Raw genomic sequence first — 16,376 nt, 5'->3', positions numbered from 1 at the left:
AGCGCTTTGGTTCTGCAGGCAGCTTGCGCAACGCGTATCATATGATCAACTCTTTTTAAGCAATGTTATTCAACAATGTTTTTTTCAACTATGGAACTTGGTTATGGCTCGCGCTCCGATCGTTCTCGTCGATGGCTCCTCGTATCTTTACCGTGCGTTTCATGCGCTGCCACCGCTAATGACCTCCAATGGTCAGCCAACCGGCGCGGTGAAGGGCGTTTTAAATATGCTCAAGCGGCTGATTAAGGATTACCCGCAAAGCCCGATGGCAGTGGTGTTCGACGCGCCGGGCAAAACCTTTCGCGATGACATGTACAGCGACTACAAATCACATCGCCCACCCATGCCCGATGACCTGCGTAGCCAAATCGCCCCGCTGCATGCCTGTGTGAAAGCGCTAGGTTTGCCACTTTTATGCGTTGAAGGCGTAGAGGCGGACGACGTTATTGGCACATTGGCACACCACGCCACCCAAGCGGGGCGTGACGCGGTGATCTCTACCGGCGATAAGGACATGGCGCAACTGGTCAATGCCCACATCACGCTGGTTAACACCATGAAGGATGAAACCCTCGACGAAGCAGGTGTGGAGAAGAAGTTCGGCCTGCCCCCCGCGCTGATTATCGATTTTCTCGCCCTGATGGGAGACAAGGTGGATAACATTCCCGGGGTGCCCGGCGTAGGTGAAAAAACCGCTATTGGCCTGTTGCAGGGTATGGGCGGCGGTTTGAGCACTATCTACGGTGACTTGGAGCGGGTGAAAACGCTGACCTTCCGGGGGGCAAAAACCTTATCCAAGAAGCTTGAAGAGCATCGCGACCAGGCGTTTCTCTCCTATCAGTTGGCAACCATTAAGGTCGACTGTGACTTACCAGTAGGCTTGGATGACCTGGATATCGCCCACCCGGACCGCGAGGCGCTCGTCACACTGTATAAAGAGATGGAGTTCCGTCAGTGGTTGGGTGAACTGCTGGAAGGTAAAGACGAAGGTGTCGATGACATTAAAAGCGGCACGCCAGCCCCCGCTAGCGCCAATGAAGCTGAGAGCGAGTCCGAGGAGTCGGATGCTTCTACTAAACCGCCTGTTCGCGAAGATCACGTCATTTTAGACCAAGCAGACTTTGATCGCTGGCTTGAACGTCTTCAAACCTCTGAGCGCTTTTGCTTCGACCTGGAAACCACCAGCCTCAACTACATGGATGCGGAAATTGTCGGCATCGGTGTGTCGCTGGAAGCGGGGGAGGCTGCCTATATCCCTGTGGGTCACGACTATCTGGATGCGCCGCAGCAGCTTGATCGTAAAGCAGTGTTGGCGGCATTAAAACCGCTGTTGGAAGACCCGAGCAAAACCAAGATTGGCCAAAATCTCAAATACGATATTTCGGTACTGGCTAACTACGAGATTGCTGTTGTCGGCCCGTTTGCAGACACCATGCTGGCCTCCTATGTGCTCAACTCTACCATCACTCGCCATGATATGGATTCGCTAGCGCTGAGGTACTTGGGCGAAAAAACTATCTCCTTTGAAGAGATTGCCGGTAAGGGCGCCAAGCAACTGACGTTTAATCAAATTGCCTTGGAACAAGCGGCGCCTTATGCCTGTGAGGATGTCGATATCACCTTGCGGTTGCAGCAAACGCTGCGCCCCCAGGTCGAGAGCGAAGGGCGCTTGGCGGAAGTCCTTGATCATATCGAGTTACCGCTCATCAAAGTGCTCTCGCGTATTGAACGCAACGGCGTTGCCGTAGATGCCGAACGCTTGCACGAACAGAGCCAGCAATTAGAGCAGCGTATTCGTGAACTGGAGCGCGAGGCGTATGAGCTGGCCGGACGCGAGTTCAATTTGGGTTCACCCAGGCAGCTCGGCCAGATTCTATTTGAAGAACAGAAAGTTCCGGTGCTTAAAAAGACCCCCAAAGGCGCGCCCTCCACCGCGGAAGGGGTGCTGGAAGAGCTGGCGCTGGATTACCCGTTGCCCAAAGTGATTATGCAGCACCGTGGCCTTGCCAAGCTGAAATCCACCTACACCGACAAGCTGCCGCGGCTGCTCAATAAAGCCACTGGACGGGTGCATACCAGCTATCACCAGGCGGTCACTGCTACCGGGCGCCTGTCATCATCGGACCCGAACTTACAAAACATTCCGATTCGTACCGAAGAGGGGCGCAAAATTCGTCAGGCGTTTATCGCTCGCCCTGGCTACTGCATTGTTGCGGCTGACTACTCGCAAATTGAGCTGCGCATTATGGCGCATCTCTCCGAAGATAAAGGGCTACTGGAGGCATTTGCCGAAGGGCGTGATATTCACACGGCCACTGCGGCAGAGGTCTTTGGCACTTCGCTTGATAAAGTGTCGGGTGACCAGCGACGCAGCGCCAAAGCGATCAATTTCGGGCTCATCTATGGCATGAGTGCCTGGGGGCTGTCGCGTCAGCTGCGTATCGAACGTAATCAAGCCCAGACTTACATTGACCGCTACTTTGACCGTTACCCCGGCGTTGCCCGCTATATGGAGCGTATTCGCACCCAGGCAGCGGAAGATGGCTTTGTCGAAACCGTGCTGGGTCGGCGTTTATACCTGCCGGAAATTCAGTCGCAAAACCGTAACCGTCGCCAAGGGGCCGAGCGCACTGCGATTAACGCGCCCATGCAGGGCACGGCGGCTGATATCATCAAGCAGGCGATGATTGATGTGGATGCATGGCTAGCGGAAGGCGAATTCGACGCACTGATGGTGATGCAGGTACACGATGAGCTTGTGTTTGAGGTGGCCGAGAAGCAGGTCGAGGCGTTTATTGAGCAGGTGCAAAAGCGCATGCAGGGCGCGGCTGAGCTGAAAGTGCCGCTAATTGTTGAAGCGGAGAGCGGCGTCAACTGGGACGAGGCGCACTAACGCACTATGCAATCCTTTAATTAAACGAAAACCCCGCGGCCACCAGGCTGCGGGGTTGGGTTAGGCGCGATCGTTAGCGTTGCTGTTTAACGCCAGCCAACGCGGTCAAAGATACGGATCGCTTCAGGGTTGTTTTCACCCAGTACGCTGATGTTGACGTCATCCGTTTTGAAGTTACCCCAGGATTCCAGCACCGGGTCTTTCTTGATGCCTTCAACCACTGGGAACTCGTTATTGCCGGAGGCAAAGATCTCCTGAGCTGTGTCTGACGCCAAGTACTCAAGGAAACGCACGGCGTTTTCGCGGTTAGGTGCGCCTTCTACAACACCAGCGCCGCCCACGTTAACGTGGGTGCCACGGTCGTCTTGGTTGGGGAAAATAATGCCGACTTTACGGGCGGCTTCGCGGTCAGCGTCGTCGTCTGACTTCAGCAGACGCACATAGTAGTAGTGGTTCGCTACCGCGATGTCGCACTCTCCGCTGGCAACGCCTAGAATTTGGTCGGTATCGCCACCTTCCGGGGCACGCGCCATGTTATTGACAACGCCCTGAGCCCACTCTTCAGCACCCTCTTCACCGTGGTGCTCAATCATCGCAGCCAGCAATGATTGGTTGTAAATATTGTTGGAAGAGCGGATGCATACTTTGCCTTCAAACTGCGGATCGGCGAGGTCTTCGTAGCTTGTGATCTGGCTTGGATCAACATTGTCGCGGTTGTAATAAATTGCCCGTGCACGCTGGCTAAAGCCAAACCACAGGCCGTCAGGGTGGCGCATGGATTCGGGCAAGCGCTCATTGAGAACGTCGGATTCGACACTTTGGAAAATGCCTTCCTCTTCCGCGCGCCACAGGCGGCCTGCGTCAACGGTAAGCATGACGTCAGCTGGGCTGGCAACGCCTTCACGCTGAATGCGTTCGATCAACTGGTCGGAGTCACCTTCAAGGATGTTGACTTCGATGCCGGTCTCTTCGGTGAAGGCATCATAAAGACGTTCGTCAGAATCGTAATGGCGTGCAGAGTAAAGGTTAAGCTCATCAGCCATGCTGGTACCTGCAACAGCTGAGCCTGCCATAATGGCGGCGATTGATAGCGTTAGGCGTGCCTTTTTCATAACCGTCAACTCCGTCGTTATTTGATAATAATTTACATTTACAAGTTTAGCATTCAAGCGTGTATCAGCGTTGAGGTCAAGTTGAATGCTAACCAGACGCATTCAACGAAACTGACTAAACGTGCATCTCTTCGCGATAAAAAATAGAATGCAAACAACTTTCAAATGTACTGAATCCGCGTTTAGGTTTTTACAGGTGTTATTTGCTCACCTGGGCCGTGGCACTTAACAAAGGTGATGTATGACAGCAACCCTCAAAATCACCCCAGAAGCGCCCAGTACAACAGCACTGAGCCTTCACAATGTTCGCCATGCCTACGACGGTCATGCGGTCGTCAAAGGGGTAGATTTAAACGTTGCTCCAGGTGAAGTGGTGTGCCTGCTGGGCCCCTCTGGATGTGGTAAGACCACGCTATTGCGAATTGCGGCGGGGTTAGAAGTACTGCAAGAGGGCAGCGTGGCATTAGATGATGTTTATATCGCCGCACCAGGCCAGCGCCATGTGCCACCCGAAAAGCGCAATGTCGGGCTGGCGTTTCAAGATTCAGCACTTTTCCCTCACTTGACCGTATTGGAAAACGTTACTTTTGGGCTTAAACATTTAACTTCAGGCCAGCGGCGCGAGCGGGCCAAGCAGTTGCTTGAGCAACTGGGCATGGCCGGATATACCGATGTTTACCCGCATATGCTCTCGGGTGGCCAGCAGCAACGGGTGGCCCTGGCACGTGCGTTGGCGCCGTCCCCGCGGCTAATGCTCTTGGATGAGCCGTTCTCAAGCCTTGATGCACGACTGCGCGATCGTATCCGCGACGATACCCTGCACGTACTGAAAAAGGTGGGTGCGGCCACGCTGTTAGTCACTCATGACCCTGAAGAAGCCATGTTTATGGCCGATCGTATCGCGTTAATGCGCGATGGGCGGATTGTGCAAACGGGAACTCCGCGAGAGCTTTACTGCTCACCGCAAGACCCCTTTGTGGTGACCTTTTTCGGCGATGTCAATGAGCTGCAGGGACAGGTGCGCAATGGCGCGGTGAACACACCGGTGGGGCGGGTGCCTGCTGTTGGGTTAGCCGAGGGCAGCGATGCACTGATAATGATTCGCCCTGAAGCGTTGCGTATTGTTGAACGAGATCTGCCTGCCGAGGTTCATCGCCATAGCCATGTGGTGATGGCAAAGCTGCTGGGGCGTACTAGCCTATTACACCTGTGCGCCCATGGTGAAAACGGCCTTGAGGCTCACTTGCACGCCCGGGTACCGGGGGTGTTTTTACCCGCAGAAGGCCAGCCGGTGGATATTCATCTCGATCTTTCTCAAGTGTTTGTATTTCCGCTCTCGTCTTAGGATTTTCTCACGACTTAGCGCCGGGGCGTGAGCGGCGCATGGCCATGCTGAGCAGAATCACCGGCAGGATGCCAACGACGACAATTGCCAGTGATGACGTCGAGGCTTCGGCCAGCCGCTCGTCAGACGCCAGATTGTGCGCCCGCACCGCCAGCGTATCGAAGTTGAAAGGGCGCAGAATGATCGTCGCGGGCAGCTCCTTCATGACATCGACAAAGACCAAAATGCCCGCTGCCAGCAGGCTGCTACGCATCATTGGGGTATGAATATGGCGCAACGTGCCGCCTGCCGTTTGGCCCAACGTACGTGAGGCGGCATCCATGCTCGGCGTTACTTTGCCTAAGCTGGCTTCGACCGCATTGAACGAAACGGCCAAAAAGCGCACGACATAAGCGTAGAGCAAAATAAAAGCCGACCCGCTAAATACCAGGCCAATAATGTAGCCATAGTGATGGTTGAACCATGTGTTAAGAGCGTTATCCAGCCAGGTAAACGGTATCAAAATGCCCACCGCGACCACCGAGCCCGGTATCGCATAGCCCATGGAGGCGACCCGGGAAGCCACTCGGGCGAAACCGGTATCGTGCATGCGTACCCCATAACTCAGGACCACTGCCAAGCCCACGGCAATCAGCGAAGCCACTGTTGCCAGTCCCAGACTGTTCCAGGCGTAGCCGATAAAGCGCGAGCCCCAAAGCGAATCACCACCTTGCAGTGCTAAATTAAGCAAAATACCGCTGGGCAGTAAAAAGCCTACTAGCACCGGGACTAAACAGGCCAGCGTCGCTGCCGACGCGCGCCAGCCGTGCAGCGCGTACTCGGGCAACTGCTGATAGCGATTGGTGGTATGGAAGTAGCGGCGCTTGCCTCGTGACCAGCGTTCCAGAAGCACTAATACAATCACGAAGGTCAGCAGGCAAGCGGCCAGTTGCGCCGCCGCGACCTGCTCGCCCATGCCGAACCAGGTGCGATAGATCCCGGTAGTAAAGGTATCGACGCCAAAGAACTGAACGGCGCCAAACTCGTTAAGTGTTTCCATCAATACCAGCGATACCCCACCCACCAGCGCCGGGCGTGCCAGTGGCACAGCGACGCTGGCGAACAGCTTCCAGGGGCCGCGCCCAAGCGTGCGGCCCACATCAAGCACGCAGACCGATTGTTCTAAAAATGAGGCGCGGGCCAGCAGGTAGACGTAAGGGTAGAGCACCAGCGTAATGACCGTCGCGGCGCCACCGAGGGAACGAACATTGGGAAAGTAGTAGTCGCCATACTCCCAGCCAAACGTTTCGCGTAGCAGGCTTTGTAATGGCCCGGCAAACTGCAAAAAGTCCGTATAGGCGTAGGCGATGACGTAGGTGGGTACTGCTAACGGCAGCAGTAGCGCCCACTCGAATAATCGTTTGCCGGGAAAACGGCACATTACGACCAACCAGGCCGTTCCCGTGCCGATAATTAACGTGCCCAGGCCGACTATTAGCACCAACCAGAAGGTGTTGTTTAAGTAGCGGCCAAGGACGGTACTGGCCAAGTGTTGCCATACGCCATCGGTAGGCATCGCGATATGGGCAAATACCACCAGCACAGGCAGCGCTACGACGAACGCCACTGCGATCAGGGCAATCGACCAAGGGCTCGCGCCTCGGCCAAGCGAAGAGGTGGCGTTGAATAGCCCGCGATAGCCCGATCTGAACAAACGAACACTCCTTGCATTGATGGAAAGCAGCAGCGCAAAGTGGCGCAGTGCGCTTAATGCGAAACTCAATGCGAAATAATAACGGGCGTGAATAGTAGCATTGGCGCTGTATTACTGCAGCTTGGCAGTCCAATCGTAAATGCAAAAAAAGAAGCCCGCCGAGGCGGGCTGTCATGGTGGGTAGGTTAAGCCTGAAATCGGGAGAAAGCTCTAGTAACCCAGCATCATGCTCGGCAGACCGGTAATCAGCCACGGGAAGAAGGCCATTAGCGTACACGCCAACAATATCAACGCGACGAAAGGCACTACCGCTTTATACAGGTCGACGATTTCCACCCCAGGGGGTGCCACGCCTTTCAGGTAGAACAAGGCATAACCAAAGGGTGGGGTAAGGAATGATGTCTGTAGTACCACTGCCACCATCACCACAAACCACAGCATATCGACGCCCATGGTCTCGACGATGGGCAGCATGATCGGGAAGCTCAGCAGTACAATGCCGGTCCAGTCCAGGAACATGCCCAGGACAAATACCAGAAACAGCATCAGGATCAATGCCCCCACGGTGCCGCCAGGCATTGCCAGCACCAGCTCGCTGATCACACTCATGCCACCGCCGCGAGAAAAAACACCGGTAAAAGCAGTAGCGCCGACGAGGACCAGCATCACCATCGTGGTGGTTTTGCCCGCTTCGATCATCGTCCAGAAGCAGGTGCTTATTTTGCGATCACCAAAGATCAAAAACAGGATAAAGGCGATAAATACGCCGATAGCGGATGCTTCAGTGGCCGTGGCAATGCCGGTAAATAGTGCGCCCAGTACCCCGAGGATTAATGACATTGGCGGAACCACGTACTTTGCCAACATGATAAGCAGCTGTTTGGTACTGACTTCGGCACGCTCTTCCGCTGGCACTTTGGGGCCGTAGTGCGGTTTGATATAGCAGATAATCAATACATAGAGCGCATACATGACACCGAGCAGTAAGCCGGGGATTAGCGCACCTGCAAACAAGGCGCCCACGGATACCGGGGAATAGCTGGCCATCAGAATCAGCATGATGCTGGGCGGAATCAAAATGCCCAGACAGCCACTCGCCATAATGACCCCTGCGCTAAGCTCTTTGTTGTAGCCATACTTGAGCATGGGCACCAGGGCGATCATGCCCATTACCGCAATCGAGGCACCGACGATACCGGTGGTGGCCGCCAGCAAAACTGACACGATCACCACGGTAAGCGCCAAACCGCCGCGTAGATTCGCCAGCAGCAGACGCATGGCATCAAACATCTTTTCAGTTACGCCGGAGTCGTTTAAGAACCTCGCCATTAAAATGAACAGCGGTATCGCCACTAGTACATAATTGTCCATGGCGTTACCAAAAATATTATTAATCAACGTACCGAGGATTCGCTCGCCCGGGCCGAGAAAGGCGCCAATAACGGCGACACCACCGAGCACAAATGCCAGCGGATGGCCCATAAACAGGCCCACCATTAGACCGCCAAACATCACCAGCGTGAGCATTTCAGGGCTTAAGTTCATGCTGATGTCTCCTCGCGAAGCTGCATGATGGCACGCAGCACAATGGCAATTGCCTGTAGCAAAATCAGTACAGCAGCGACCACAATGACGCCTTTAATCGGATAGACCGGGATTGAAACCATGCCATAAGTGGTTTCACCGCGGCTTAATGAGCGTTCAAAGAAGCTCCAACCCAGAGTGATCAACATCCAGATAAAGGGAACAAAGAAAATCAGGTAACCGAGCACTTCAAACAAGGCTTGCTTTTTACGTGATAGCAAACGTTTTAATACGTCGACTTCTACGTGGGCGTGATGGCGTAAACCATAAGCCGCCATCAGCATAAAATGGGCACCAAAGAGCATTTTGGTAACATCAAACGCCCAATCGCTGGGGCGCCCAAACAGAAAGCGTGACGCAATATCGTAAAGAACAATCAGGGTAATGATGGCAATCAATGGGGCGATGACTCGCCCAAAGGCTTCATTGATGGCATCGATCGCCTTGGCAATCGCATTCATGGAAGATCTCCGCGGTCATCACAAAAAAACCGCCCCGGAAAAAACCGAGGCGGCACAGAAGCGCCTTACAGGCAGGCTTCGATCTCTTCCAGTGAGGGCAGATTATCCATCACGCGGCTCATGTTGTAAGGAGCGGAAACATCGCGCCACGTCGCATAGTGCTCAAGGTAGGCCACCATGGATTGGTAGACCTTGGCGTGGTCGGGAGCTTCGCAAGCACCGCGTAGAATGACCTCATTGGTGACTTCCTGAATGCGCGCCAGGTCCTCTTCGGAGAACTGATTGATCGTGACACCCTCATCAATGAACTTTTGGGTGGCTTCGGTGGATTGACGCTCAGACCAGGCTAGCGACCATGCCATAGTGGCGTCTGCCGCAATACGCAAGGTTTCTTGGGTCTCTTCGGAGAGCGCGTCCCAGGCATCTTTATTGATCATGACCCCAAATACGCTGGCCGATTGGTGCCAGCCTGGGGTTGCCCAGTAATCGGCCACCTCGGCAAAGCCAGCATTAAAATCAACGCCCGGGGTCGAGAATTCACCCGCATCAATGACGCCACGTTCAATCGCTTGGTAGACTTCACCGCCAGCGAGGGTGACTTGAGAGCCGCCGAGTTCTTCCAGCACACGACCCTGGTCGCGTCCCGAGAGACGTAGACGCTTGCCTTCTAGGTCAGCAATGCTCTCAATCGGGGTGCGCCCCATAAAGCCAGATTCGTTATTGGTAATGCCGTAGGGAAGATAGACCATGTTGAACTGGCCATAGATTTCCTCATAGAGTTCGCGGCCGCCCCATTGCTGAATCCAGTTGAGGTAGTCGACGCCATTAAACAAACTGGTCGTGGTAGCGAGCGGCGAAAATGCCGGGTTCAAGCCTGCCCAATAGCCTGGCCAGTCGCCGGCGGCTTCAATGCTACCTGTTTCAGTGGCATCAAAAACTTCAGTACCCGGCATCAGGGTGCCGCCTGCGCGGAAATTGATCTGGAGTTCTTCGCCAGCCAGCTTATTGACCAGTTCCACCCAGTGCTGGTCAATCTTGATCAGATCAAGGTTTTCCGGCCAGGTGGAGGTCATTGTCCACTCTTCTTGTGCTTGGGCGGTGGACGTGAAGGCAGCGAAGGCGATACCAGCGGCGAGGCCGGTAAGAGCGAATTTGGTCATTTTTTTCATGGTGTATTTCCTGGTTTGGCGTGTGGCGTTATTAGTGTTGGTTACCTGAAGTCAGGAAAGTGCAGTGCTGCTGGGTTACGTTTACGTAAACAAAGGGTGTTAAGCACTGCAGAGCTAAACTAGCACAACAACACCGCTGCAGCGCAATATCAGTAATGTAAGGAAGTGTCGCTTTGGTTTTGACTACTAAATAATTGTATTTCTTTTTTAAACAATTACTTGAAAGCACTAATGAGAACCAATATGAGCGGTAAAACAGCATAAAAACGTTGAAAGTGGTTAAATCATTAAACCAAAGTTGTAAGCAAAGGCCTTGCTGCCAGAGACACATCGCAACGCTTGATGGGGTGACGTAATGGGAAACAGTCGAGCAGGGGAAGAGACCGCGTGCTAGAGGACCGTGAGCTAGGCAGCCGTCAACAACAGCGCAGGGTGGCAGCGCTAACTCATCACGCGCAACGTTTAGCCCACCGCCGCTGGCGCCAATTGGTATGGTTAAGCGGCGATGCTGTGCAGTGTCGGGCCTTAGCAAAGGCGCTGTGGCAGGCCTACGCTTGGCAGGCTCCCTTGTGGGTGGGCGATGAAAATGCGCCGCTCTCGCCGCTGCTTTCGCCACGTAAAGCGCGCATGCGCCTGGGGGCAGAACATCAACTGGTGGTGTTGGAGACCCATGTCACTGGGTTTGACCCGGAAGCATTGGGAGCCCTGGCGGGGACGGTCACCGCGGGTGGCTTGTTGGTACTTATCACACCGCAGCCATGGGGAGAGGCGCCCGATCCAGACTACGCCCGTTTTGCTGATTATCCCTGGCACTGGTCAGACCTCACTTGCCACTACCTGGCGCGCTTAGCGCGTCAATTGAAGACTTCAACTCAAATAGTGCGTTGGCACGCTGGCCAAGCGCTGAACCTGCCTCGACTGCCTTTGTGCAACGCAGATGAAACTGAAAGTGGCGATAGCGACTGCCTGACCGCTGATCAAGCCTACGCAGTGAAACAGCTCGTTGGCTTAAAGCGCCGCCGCCCATTGGTAATAACCGCCGATCGTGGGCGTGGCAAAAGCGCGGCGCTGGGTATTGCCTGCGCACGGCTGCTAATGAAAAAAAACCAACGAATAGTGCTCACCGCACCGCGGCTGAGTTCGGTGGAGAGCGTGTTTGAGCGGGTAGCAGCGCTCTGCCCGGATGGCCGTCGCGTTGGTCCAGGCCACTTTGTGCTGGCCCAGGGCAGTGAGCTGATGTTTTTGCCGCCTGATCGCTTAACCGAGCAGATCAATGCACAGCAGCAGGGCGGCGACGGCAGTTATTTAATGGTTGATGAGGCGGCGGCGATACCCGCCGCCTTGCTGGGACAGTGGCTGACCGCTTTCCCGCGTATTGCCTTTGCCACCACCGTGCATGGCTATGAGGGCTCAGGGCGAGGATTCGCGCTGCGCTTTCGTGCAACCCTTGATCGGCTGACGCCTCAATGGAAGGCGCTAGTGCTTGATGCGCCGATCCGTTGGCACCGTGGTGACCCGCTGGAAACGGTAGTCAATCAACTGCTGCTGTTAAAAGCATCGCTGCCTATCGCGCAGCGACAAGAAAGCATAGTAGCGACAGAAAACACAGGGGCGACGGAAACGATTGATCGTGCTTGGCTTGCCAAGGATGATACTGCACTGGAAAAGCTGTTTGGGTTGTTGGTGCAGTCCCACTACCGCACTAGCCCCAACGACCTGCGCCAGTTGCTCGACGGCCCCGGCACGGCACTGCGAATGGTTGAACAGCAGCATGAGCCTCAGGCGATCTTGGTCACTCAGGAAGAAGGTGGTTTTGAGGCCGTGCTGGCCAATCAAGTCGCCCGCGGTGAACGTCGCCCTCAGGGGCATCTATTGGCCCAGTCGTTGGCAACGCATGCCGGTAGCCGTGAAGCGTTGACTGCGCGCTGGCGCCGAGTGGTGCGTATCGCTACCCACCCCGAGCGTCGCCGCCAAGGGCTAGGTCACGCGCTGCTGCACGATGATATGGCCACTGCAAAGCAGCAGGGGATCGCGCTTTATGGCGCAACCTTTGGTGCTGAGGCGTCGCTGCTGCGTTTTTGGCTGACACTAGGCTTTTCGCCGGTGCGCTTAGGTATTACCCGCGAGGCATCGACCGGTGAGTTTGCCGTGATGGTGGCAAAGGCGCTAAATACACAGGGCGAAGCGGTACTTGCTGACCTCTATGAGCGCTTTCAGGCAGCCCTCCCTAGCCTGTTGGCGTTTGAATTAAAAGCGCTGCCCGCCTCGGTGGTTGTATTGCTACTAGAGCAGATGCCGAGCATTCCGCTTAGCGCGCGTGATTGGCAGGACATCGAAGATGTGGCGACCGCGCATCGCGATCCGGTCCTTGCTCGCCCGGCTTTGCAAGCGTTGGCGCGTGAAGCCAGCCGCTGTGCCTTAACGGAAATGCAGCAGCAGTCGCTTCGACAAGTAGCGGCCTGGGCGTTACAAAATAGAGCCTTAACGAATGCTCATAATGATGCAGTGAAAGCCCTACGTCTCGCTGTAAATAACCTCATCGAGCCGGTAAAGTAGACCGGTTGCCGATAACGAAGAGCCTTTATGAACGCACATCTTGAAGCGATGGCACCTAGCCTGGTTTGGCGCCACTTCCGAACACTCTGCAATACACCTCGCCCCTCGGGTCATGAAGCGGCACTGGTCGCCATTCTCGAAGAGTGGGCCGATGCCCAAGGCTTAGCCTACGACCGCGATGCCTTCGGTAATTTACGACTCCGTAAACCAGCCTCTCCCGGTTGTGAACAAGCACCCGGCGTCGTGCTCCAGGGCCATCTGGATATGGTGGCTCAAGCCAATAGCGGTCACGCCCATGACTTTACTCGCGACCCGATCAGCACCTACGTAGCCGACGGTTGGCTGCACGCCGAAGGCACCACCCTGGGGGCAGATAATGGCTTGGGCGTGGCGGCCATTCTGGCCGTATTGGAAGATCCCGACTTACGTCACGGGCCGCTGGAAGCACTTTTTACCCTGGAAGAAGAGACCTCCATGGGAGGTGCGCTGAACCTGGCTGAGAACTGGCTGGAAGGCTCGCTGCTGCTTAACCTGGACAGTGAGGACCGTGGCCAGGTGTATATCGGCTGCGCAGGTGGGGCCGACGTGGAAGTCGATGCGCAACTGCCGAGCGCCGCGGCGGGTGAGCACGAACGGGTCGTTGAAATTGCCCTGACCGGCCTTAAGGGTGGCCACTCGGGCATGGATATCCACAAGCCGTTAGGTAATGCTAACCGGTTGTTAGTCAGAGTGCTGCGTTCTTTGGAAGCATTTGATGCGCGTTTGATTAGCTACCACGGAGGCACCTTACGCAATGCGATCCCCCGTGAAGCGTTTGCCCAAGTGGCACTGCCCGCCGATGAGGTAGATGCAGCGTTGGTCGCGATTGCTGGGCTGGAAACGATTCTATTAAGAGAGCTGGGCAGCGGCGACAGCGGTCTTAAAATCAGTGCCCAGCGCTTATCGGAACATCCCGATGTCGAGCCGCTAACGTTGGATGCCAGCGTTATGCTGCTGGCAGCGCTTCACGCGGCCCCTTGTGGGGTAGAGCGGATGAGTGCTGATGTGCCGGGTGTGGTGGAAACGTCCAATAACCTGGGCGTCTTAAGCCTTGAGAAAGGACGATTACACCTCTGTGCACTAGTACGTTCACTGCACGACAGTGCGGTAGTCGCCATGGCGGACCGCTTTAAGGCACTGTTTGGTTTGATTGGCGCACGGGTAAAAGTCGAGAACGGCTACCCAGGCTGGGCACCTAATCCCGATGGCGAGTTGCTGGCAACCTTCAACGCACGCCACGCGTCGCTGTTGGGCCATGAGCCAGAGGTAAAGGTAATTCATGCCGGGCTTGAATGCGGCATTTTAGGTAGCAAGTACCCGCACTTGGATATGATCTCGTTTGGTCCGCTAATTCGCGGCGCCCATTCACCGGACGAGCGGGTTGAATTAGCCTCGGTTGAGGAGTTTTGGTTAATGCTGCGGGCATTGATTGAGGATCTTGCTGGTCAGCGCTAGCTCTCCCTGGCGAATACAAAAACGGCACCTAGACGGTGCCGTTTTACGCCATAAAAGTGCGCTTATTTACTTAACACTTATTTGCTTAGCCCTTATTTGCTTAAATAGGCGTTAAGCATCCAGATCGTTTTTTCCTGCTCGCGAATGTAGTCACCGGCTTGAGCCGCGGTGCCTTCATCATCGGCGTCAGAAGCCAGCGCCAGCAGTTCGCGCTGTAGCTCGATGATTGTCTGGTAGCCTTTAAGCACGCCTTTTACACAGGTGGTGCCGTCGTGGACATCTTTATCTTCCTGGATGCGCGACAGCGTTACGTAGTCACTGTAAGCGTGTACCGGCTTATGGCCTAGGGTAAGGATACGCTCGGCAACCTCGTCCACTTTGGTCAGAAGGTCGGTGTAAAATTCTTCAAACTTGGCGTGCAGCTCAAAAAAGTCGTTACCCCTGACATTCCAGTGGTAGCCGCGCACGTTCATGTAGAAAATTTGGTAGTTGGCCAGCAGGTGGTTAAGCTTTTCGGCGAGTTGACTAGCGCTACCTTCATGTAGACCAATGCTATTGGTATCAGTCATATCCTGCTCCCTCGTTGTGCCACAGTATGCGGCGGTTAGTGCGTGTTTCCAACATCGTTCTTCAGTACAGCTTTTCAGAATAGGGTGTCTTTGGTGCAATGCAAAACAGGTTTTTTGCATTGCCGCCATAGTGCGACGCCATTAGGCATCTGTCTTTAACGGGCGATTATTCGTTAGATGCTGGCGCTAAGCCTCTTTTTCAAGGCCTGCGCGTTTTTCAAGGTTTATGTACCCATAGGCGCAGCAAACTTTCACAGCGCGCTTCGAGTAGCTCGGCGGTACGCGGTAGCGCATTGTTTAACGTCATAGGGCCATCGGCCAACGCGAAAGCCGCCGTCACACCTTCATCAAAACAGGCTTGCCAGCCATCGCCAAGGCTGCCCGCCAGCACGATCACGGGTTTGTTAAAGCGTTGCGCAGCGCGAGAAACACCGATTGGTGTTTTACCCGCCAAACTTTGCCCATCCAGGCGACCTTCGCCGGTAATCACTAGGTCGGCGCGGGCCAAGAGCGTGGCCATGTTGGCTTGCTGCATAATCATTTCAATCCCGGGTTTTAACGTCGCATTTAAAAATGCTTTTGCAGCAAACCCCATCCCACCTGCCGCCCCTGCACCTGGCAGCGTTCGGTAGTCGTCGCCTAATAGCTGAGCACTGATATCGGCGAAGTGGCTAAGCGCTCGGTCGAGTTGCTCAACGTCTTCCGGTGAAGCGCCTTTTTGTGGGCCAAATATCGCACTGGCACCCCGTTCTCCTAACAGTGGGTTATCAACATCAACCGCCGCCTCCAGGGTGAGTCGGGCCAAGCGCGGGTCTAGCCCGTCAAGCTCCAAGCAGGCCAGTTGGCAAAGCGCAGCGCCGCCGGGGGGTAGTGCGTTGCCGTTTTGATCAAAAAAGCGGGCGCCGAGTGCCTGCAACATACCGGCACCGCCATCATTGGTGGCGCTACCGCCGAGCAGTAAAAGCGCTTTTTCAGCGCCCTGGTCCAGCGCTGCCAGCAGCAGTTCCCCGACCCCAAAGGTGGAGGTGTGCAGTGCATTGCGCTCATCGGCTGCAAGGTGCTGTAAACCGCTGGCTTCTGCCAATTCAATAAACGCGGTACGCTGGTCGCTCAGCCAGCCCCAGGTTGCTTGACGAGGGCGCCCCAGGGCATCTTGCACGGCTAGCTGGCGACGCTCGGCGCCTGTCGCGGCGATCAATGCATCTAAACTGCCTTCACCGCCGTCAGCTAGAGGGCAGATTTGCACCTGCGCATCTGGTGCGGCGCTTTTAACACCGCGCGCCATGGCGCTGGCGGCATCCTGTGCGCTCAGTGCATCTTTAAAGCTGTCGGGGCAAAGCAGGACATTCATTGGCATGGTCTCCGCAAAATATTTGTTTCAAAACATTTTCATTAAAACAGGGTCTTTAAAACAGGGTCTTTAAAACAGAGTCTTTAAAACAGAACCTTTAAAACAGTATCTTTAAAACAGAGCTACTAAAATAGTGTCATTCATTCCGG

General features: G+C 55.1%; 11 protein-coding genes. 4 read left to right on the top strand and 7 right to left on the bottom strand.

Annotated elements, in window-relative coordinates; genetic code table 11:
* The first annotated feature begins 103 nt into the window (after positions 1–103).
* Positions 104–2,893, top strand: coding sequence for a DNA polymerase I (gene polA / locus ACW44H_RS16005; protein WP_457505540.1), 2,790 nt, complete (start codon positions 104–106; stop codon positions 2,891–2,893).
* 86 nt (positions 2,894–2,979) lie between these two features.
* Here the strand turns inward: polA and ACW44H_RS16000 are convergent, their stop codons facing one another.
* Positions 2,980–4,005, bottom strand: a complete 1,026-nt coding sequence (locus ACW44H_RS16000; protein WP_457505538.1) for a Fe(3+) ABC transporter substrate-binding protein — start codon at positions 4,003–4,005, stop codon at positions 2,980–2,982.
* A 241-nt stretch (positions 4,006–4,246) separates the two neighbouring features.
* Here ACW44H_RS16000 and ACW44H_RS15995 point away from each other — a divergent pair, with 241 nt between their 5' ends.
* Positions 4,247–5,350, top strand: coding sequence for an ABC transporter ATP-binding protein (locus ACW44H_RS15995; protein WP_457505536.1), 1,104 nt, complete (start codon positions 4,247–4,249; stop codon positions 5,348–5,350).
* Between the two features lie 7 nt (positions 5,351–5,357).
* On the opposite strand, the gene ACW44H_RS15990 is transcribed toward ACW44H_RS15995, so the two are convergent.
* The 4 genes from ACW44H_RS15990 to dctP all read right to left on the bottom strand — a co-directional run bounded on the left by ACW44H_RS15990 (position 5,358) and on the right by dctP (position 10,257).
* Positions 5,358–7,043, bottom strand: coding sequence for an ABC transporter permease (locus tag ACW44H_RS15990; protein WP_457505534.1), 1,686 nt, complete (start codon positions 7,041–7,043; stop codon positions 5,358–5,360).
* 210 nt (positions 7,044–7,253) lie between these two features.
* Positions 7,254–8,588 (bottom strand): TRAP transporter large permease, encoded by a 1,335-nt coding sequence (locus tag ACW44H_RS15985; protein ID WP_113268952.1) that lies wholly within the window; start codon positions 8,586–8,588, stop codon positions 7,254–7,256.
* Positions 8,585–9,088: a TRAP transporter small permease subunit gene (locus tag ACW44H_RS15980; RefSeq protein WP_447043275.1), complete on the bottom strand. Its 504-nt coding sequence runs from the start codon at positions 9,086–9,088 to the stop codon at positions 8,585–8,587. The genes ACW44H_RS15985 and ACW44H_RS15980 overlap by 4 nt, the downstream gene beginning before the upstream one ends.
* A gap of 65 nt (positions 9,089–9,153) precedes the next feature.
* Complete coding sequence (gene dctP, locus ACW44H_RS15975; RefSeq protein ID WP_457505531.1) at positions 9,154–10,257, bottom strand: TRAP transporter substrate-binding protein DctP; 1,104 nt, start codon at positions 10,255–10,257, stop codon at positions 9,154–9,156.
* A 387-nt stretch (positions 10,258–10,644) separates the two neighbouring features.
* Here dctP and ACW44H_RS15970 point away from each other — a divergent pair, with 387 nt between their 5' ends.
* Positions 10,645–12,813 (top strand): tRNA(Met) cytidine acetyltransferase TmcA, encoded by a 2,169-nt coding sequence (locus ACW44H_RS15970; RefSeq protein ID WP_457505529.1) that lies wholly within the window; start codon positions 10,645–10,647, stop codon positions 12,811–12,813.
* 27 nt (positions 12,814–12,840) lie between these two features.
* The gene (locus ACW44H_RS15965; RefSeq protein WP_457505527.1) at positions 12,841–14,307 is read left to right on the top strand and encodes an aminoacyl-histidine dipeptidase; all 1,467 of its coding nucleotides are present in this window, start codon (positions 12,841–12,843) and stop codon (positions 14,305–14,307) included.
* Between the two features lie 92 nt (positions 14,308–14,399).
* Here the strand turns inward: ACW44H_RS15965 and ACW44H_RS15960 are convergent, their stop codons facing one another.
* Both ACW44H_RS15960 and ACW44H_RS15955 read right to left on the bottom strand, forming a co-directional pair.
* Positions 14,400–14,876, bottom strand: coding sequence for a Dps family protein (locus ACW44H_RS15960; protein WP_113268956.1), 477 nt, complete (start codon positions 14,874–14,876; stop codon positions 14,400–14,402).
* 217 nt (positions 14,877–15,093) lie between these two features.
* The gene (locus ACW44H_RS15955; RefSeq protein ID WP_457505525.1) at positions 15,094–16,227 is read right to left on the bottom strand and encodes a glycerate kinase; all 1,134 of its coding nucleotides are present in this window, start codon (positions 16,225–16,227) and stop codon (positions 15,094–15,096) included.
* Positions 16,228–16,376 lie beyond the last annotated feature (149 nt).

Source organism: Vreelandella sulfidaeris Esulfide1, assembly GCF_054072535.1.
The sequence above is the reverse complement of the archived record's forward strand: the minus strand, read 5'-3'. Positions and strand labels throughout refer to the sequence as shown.

What these genes read in the sequence shown, in the direction of transcription:
- polA (WP_457505540.1), top strand. Translation starts at nt 104, where the DNA reads ATGGCTCGCGCTCCGATCGTTCTCGTCGATGGCTCCTCGTATCTTTAC.
- ACW44H_RS16000 (WP_457505538.1), bottom strand. Translation starts at nt 4,005, where the DNA reads ATGAAAAAGGCACGCCTAACGCTATCAATCGCCGCCATTATGGCAGGC.
- ACW44H_RS15995 (WP_457505536.1), top strand. Translation starts at nt 4,247, where the DNA reads ATGACAGCAACCCTCAAAATCACCCCAGAAGCGCCCAGTACAACAGCA.
- ACW44H_RS15985 (WP_113268952.1), bottom strand. Translation starts at nt 8,588, where the DNA reads ATGAACTTAAGCCCTGAAATGCTCACGCTGGTGATGTTTGGCGGTCTA.
- ACW44H_RS15980 (WP_447043275.1), bottom strand. Translation starts at nt 9,088, where the DNA reads ATGAATGCGATTGCCAAGGCGATCGATGCCATCAATGAAGCCTTTGGG.
- dctP (WP_457505531.1), bottom strand. Translation starts at nt 10,257, where the DNA reads ATGAAAAAAATGACCAAATTCGCTCTTACCGGCCTCGCCGCTGGTATC.
- ACW44H_RS15965 (WP_457505527.1), top strand. Translation starts at nt 12,841, where the DNA reads ATGAACGCACATCTTGAAGCGATGGCACCTAGCCTGGTTTGGCGCCAC.
- ACW44H_RS15960 (WP_113268956.1), bottom strand. Translation starts at nt 14,876, where the DNA reads ATGACTGATACCAATAGCATTGGTCTACATGAAGGTAGCGCTAGTCAA.
- ACW44H_RS15955 (WP_457505525.1), bottom strand. Translation starts at nt 16,227, where the DNA reads ATGAATGTCCTGCTTTGCCCCGACAGCTTTAAAGATGCACTGAGCGCA.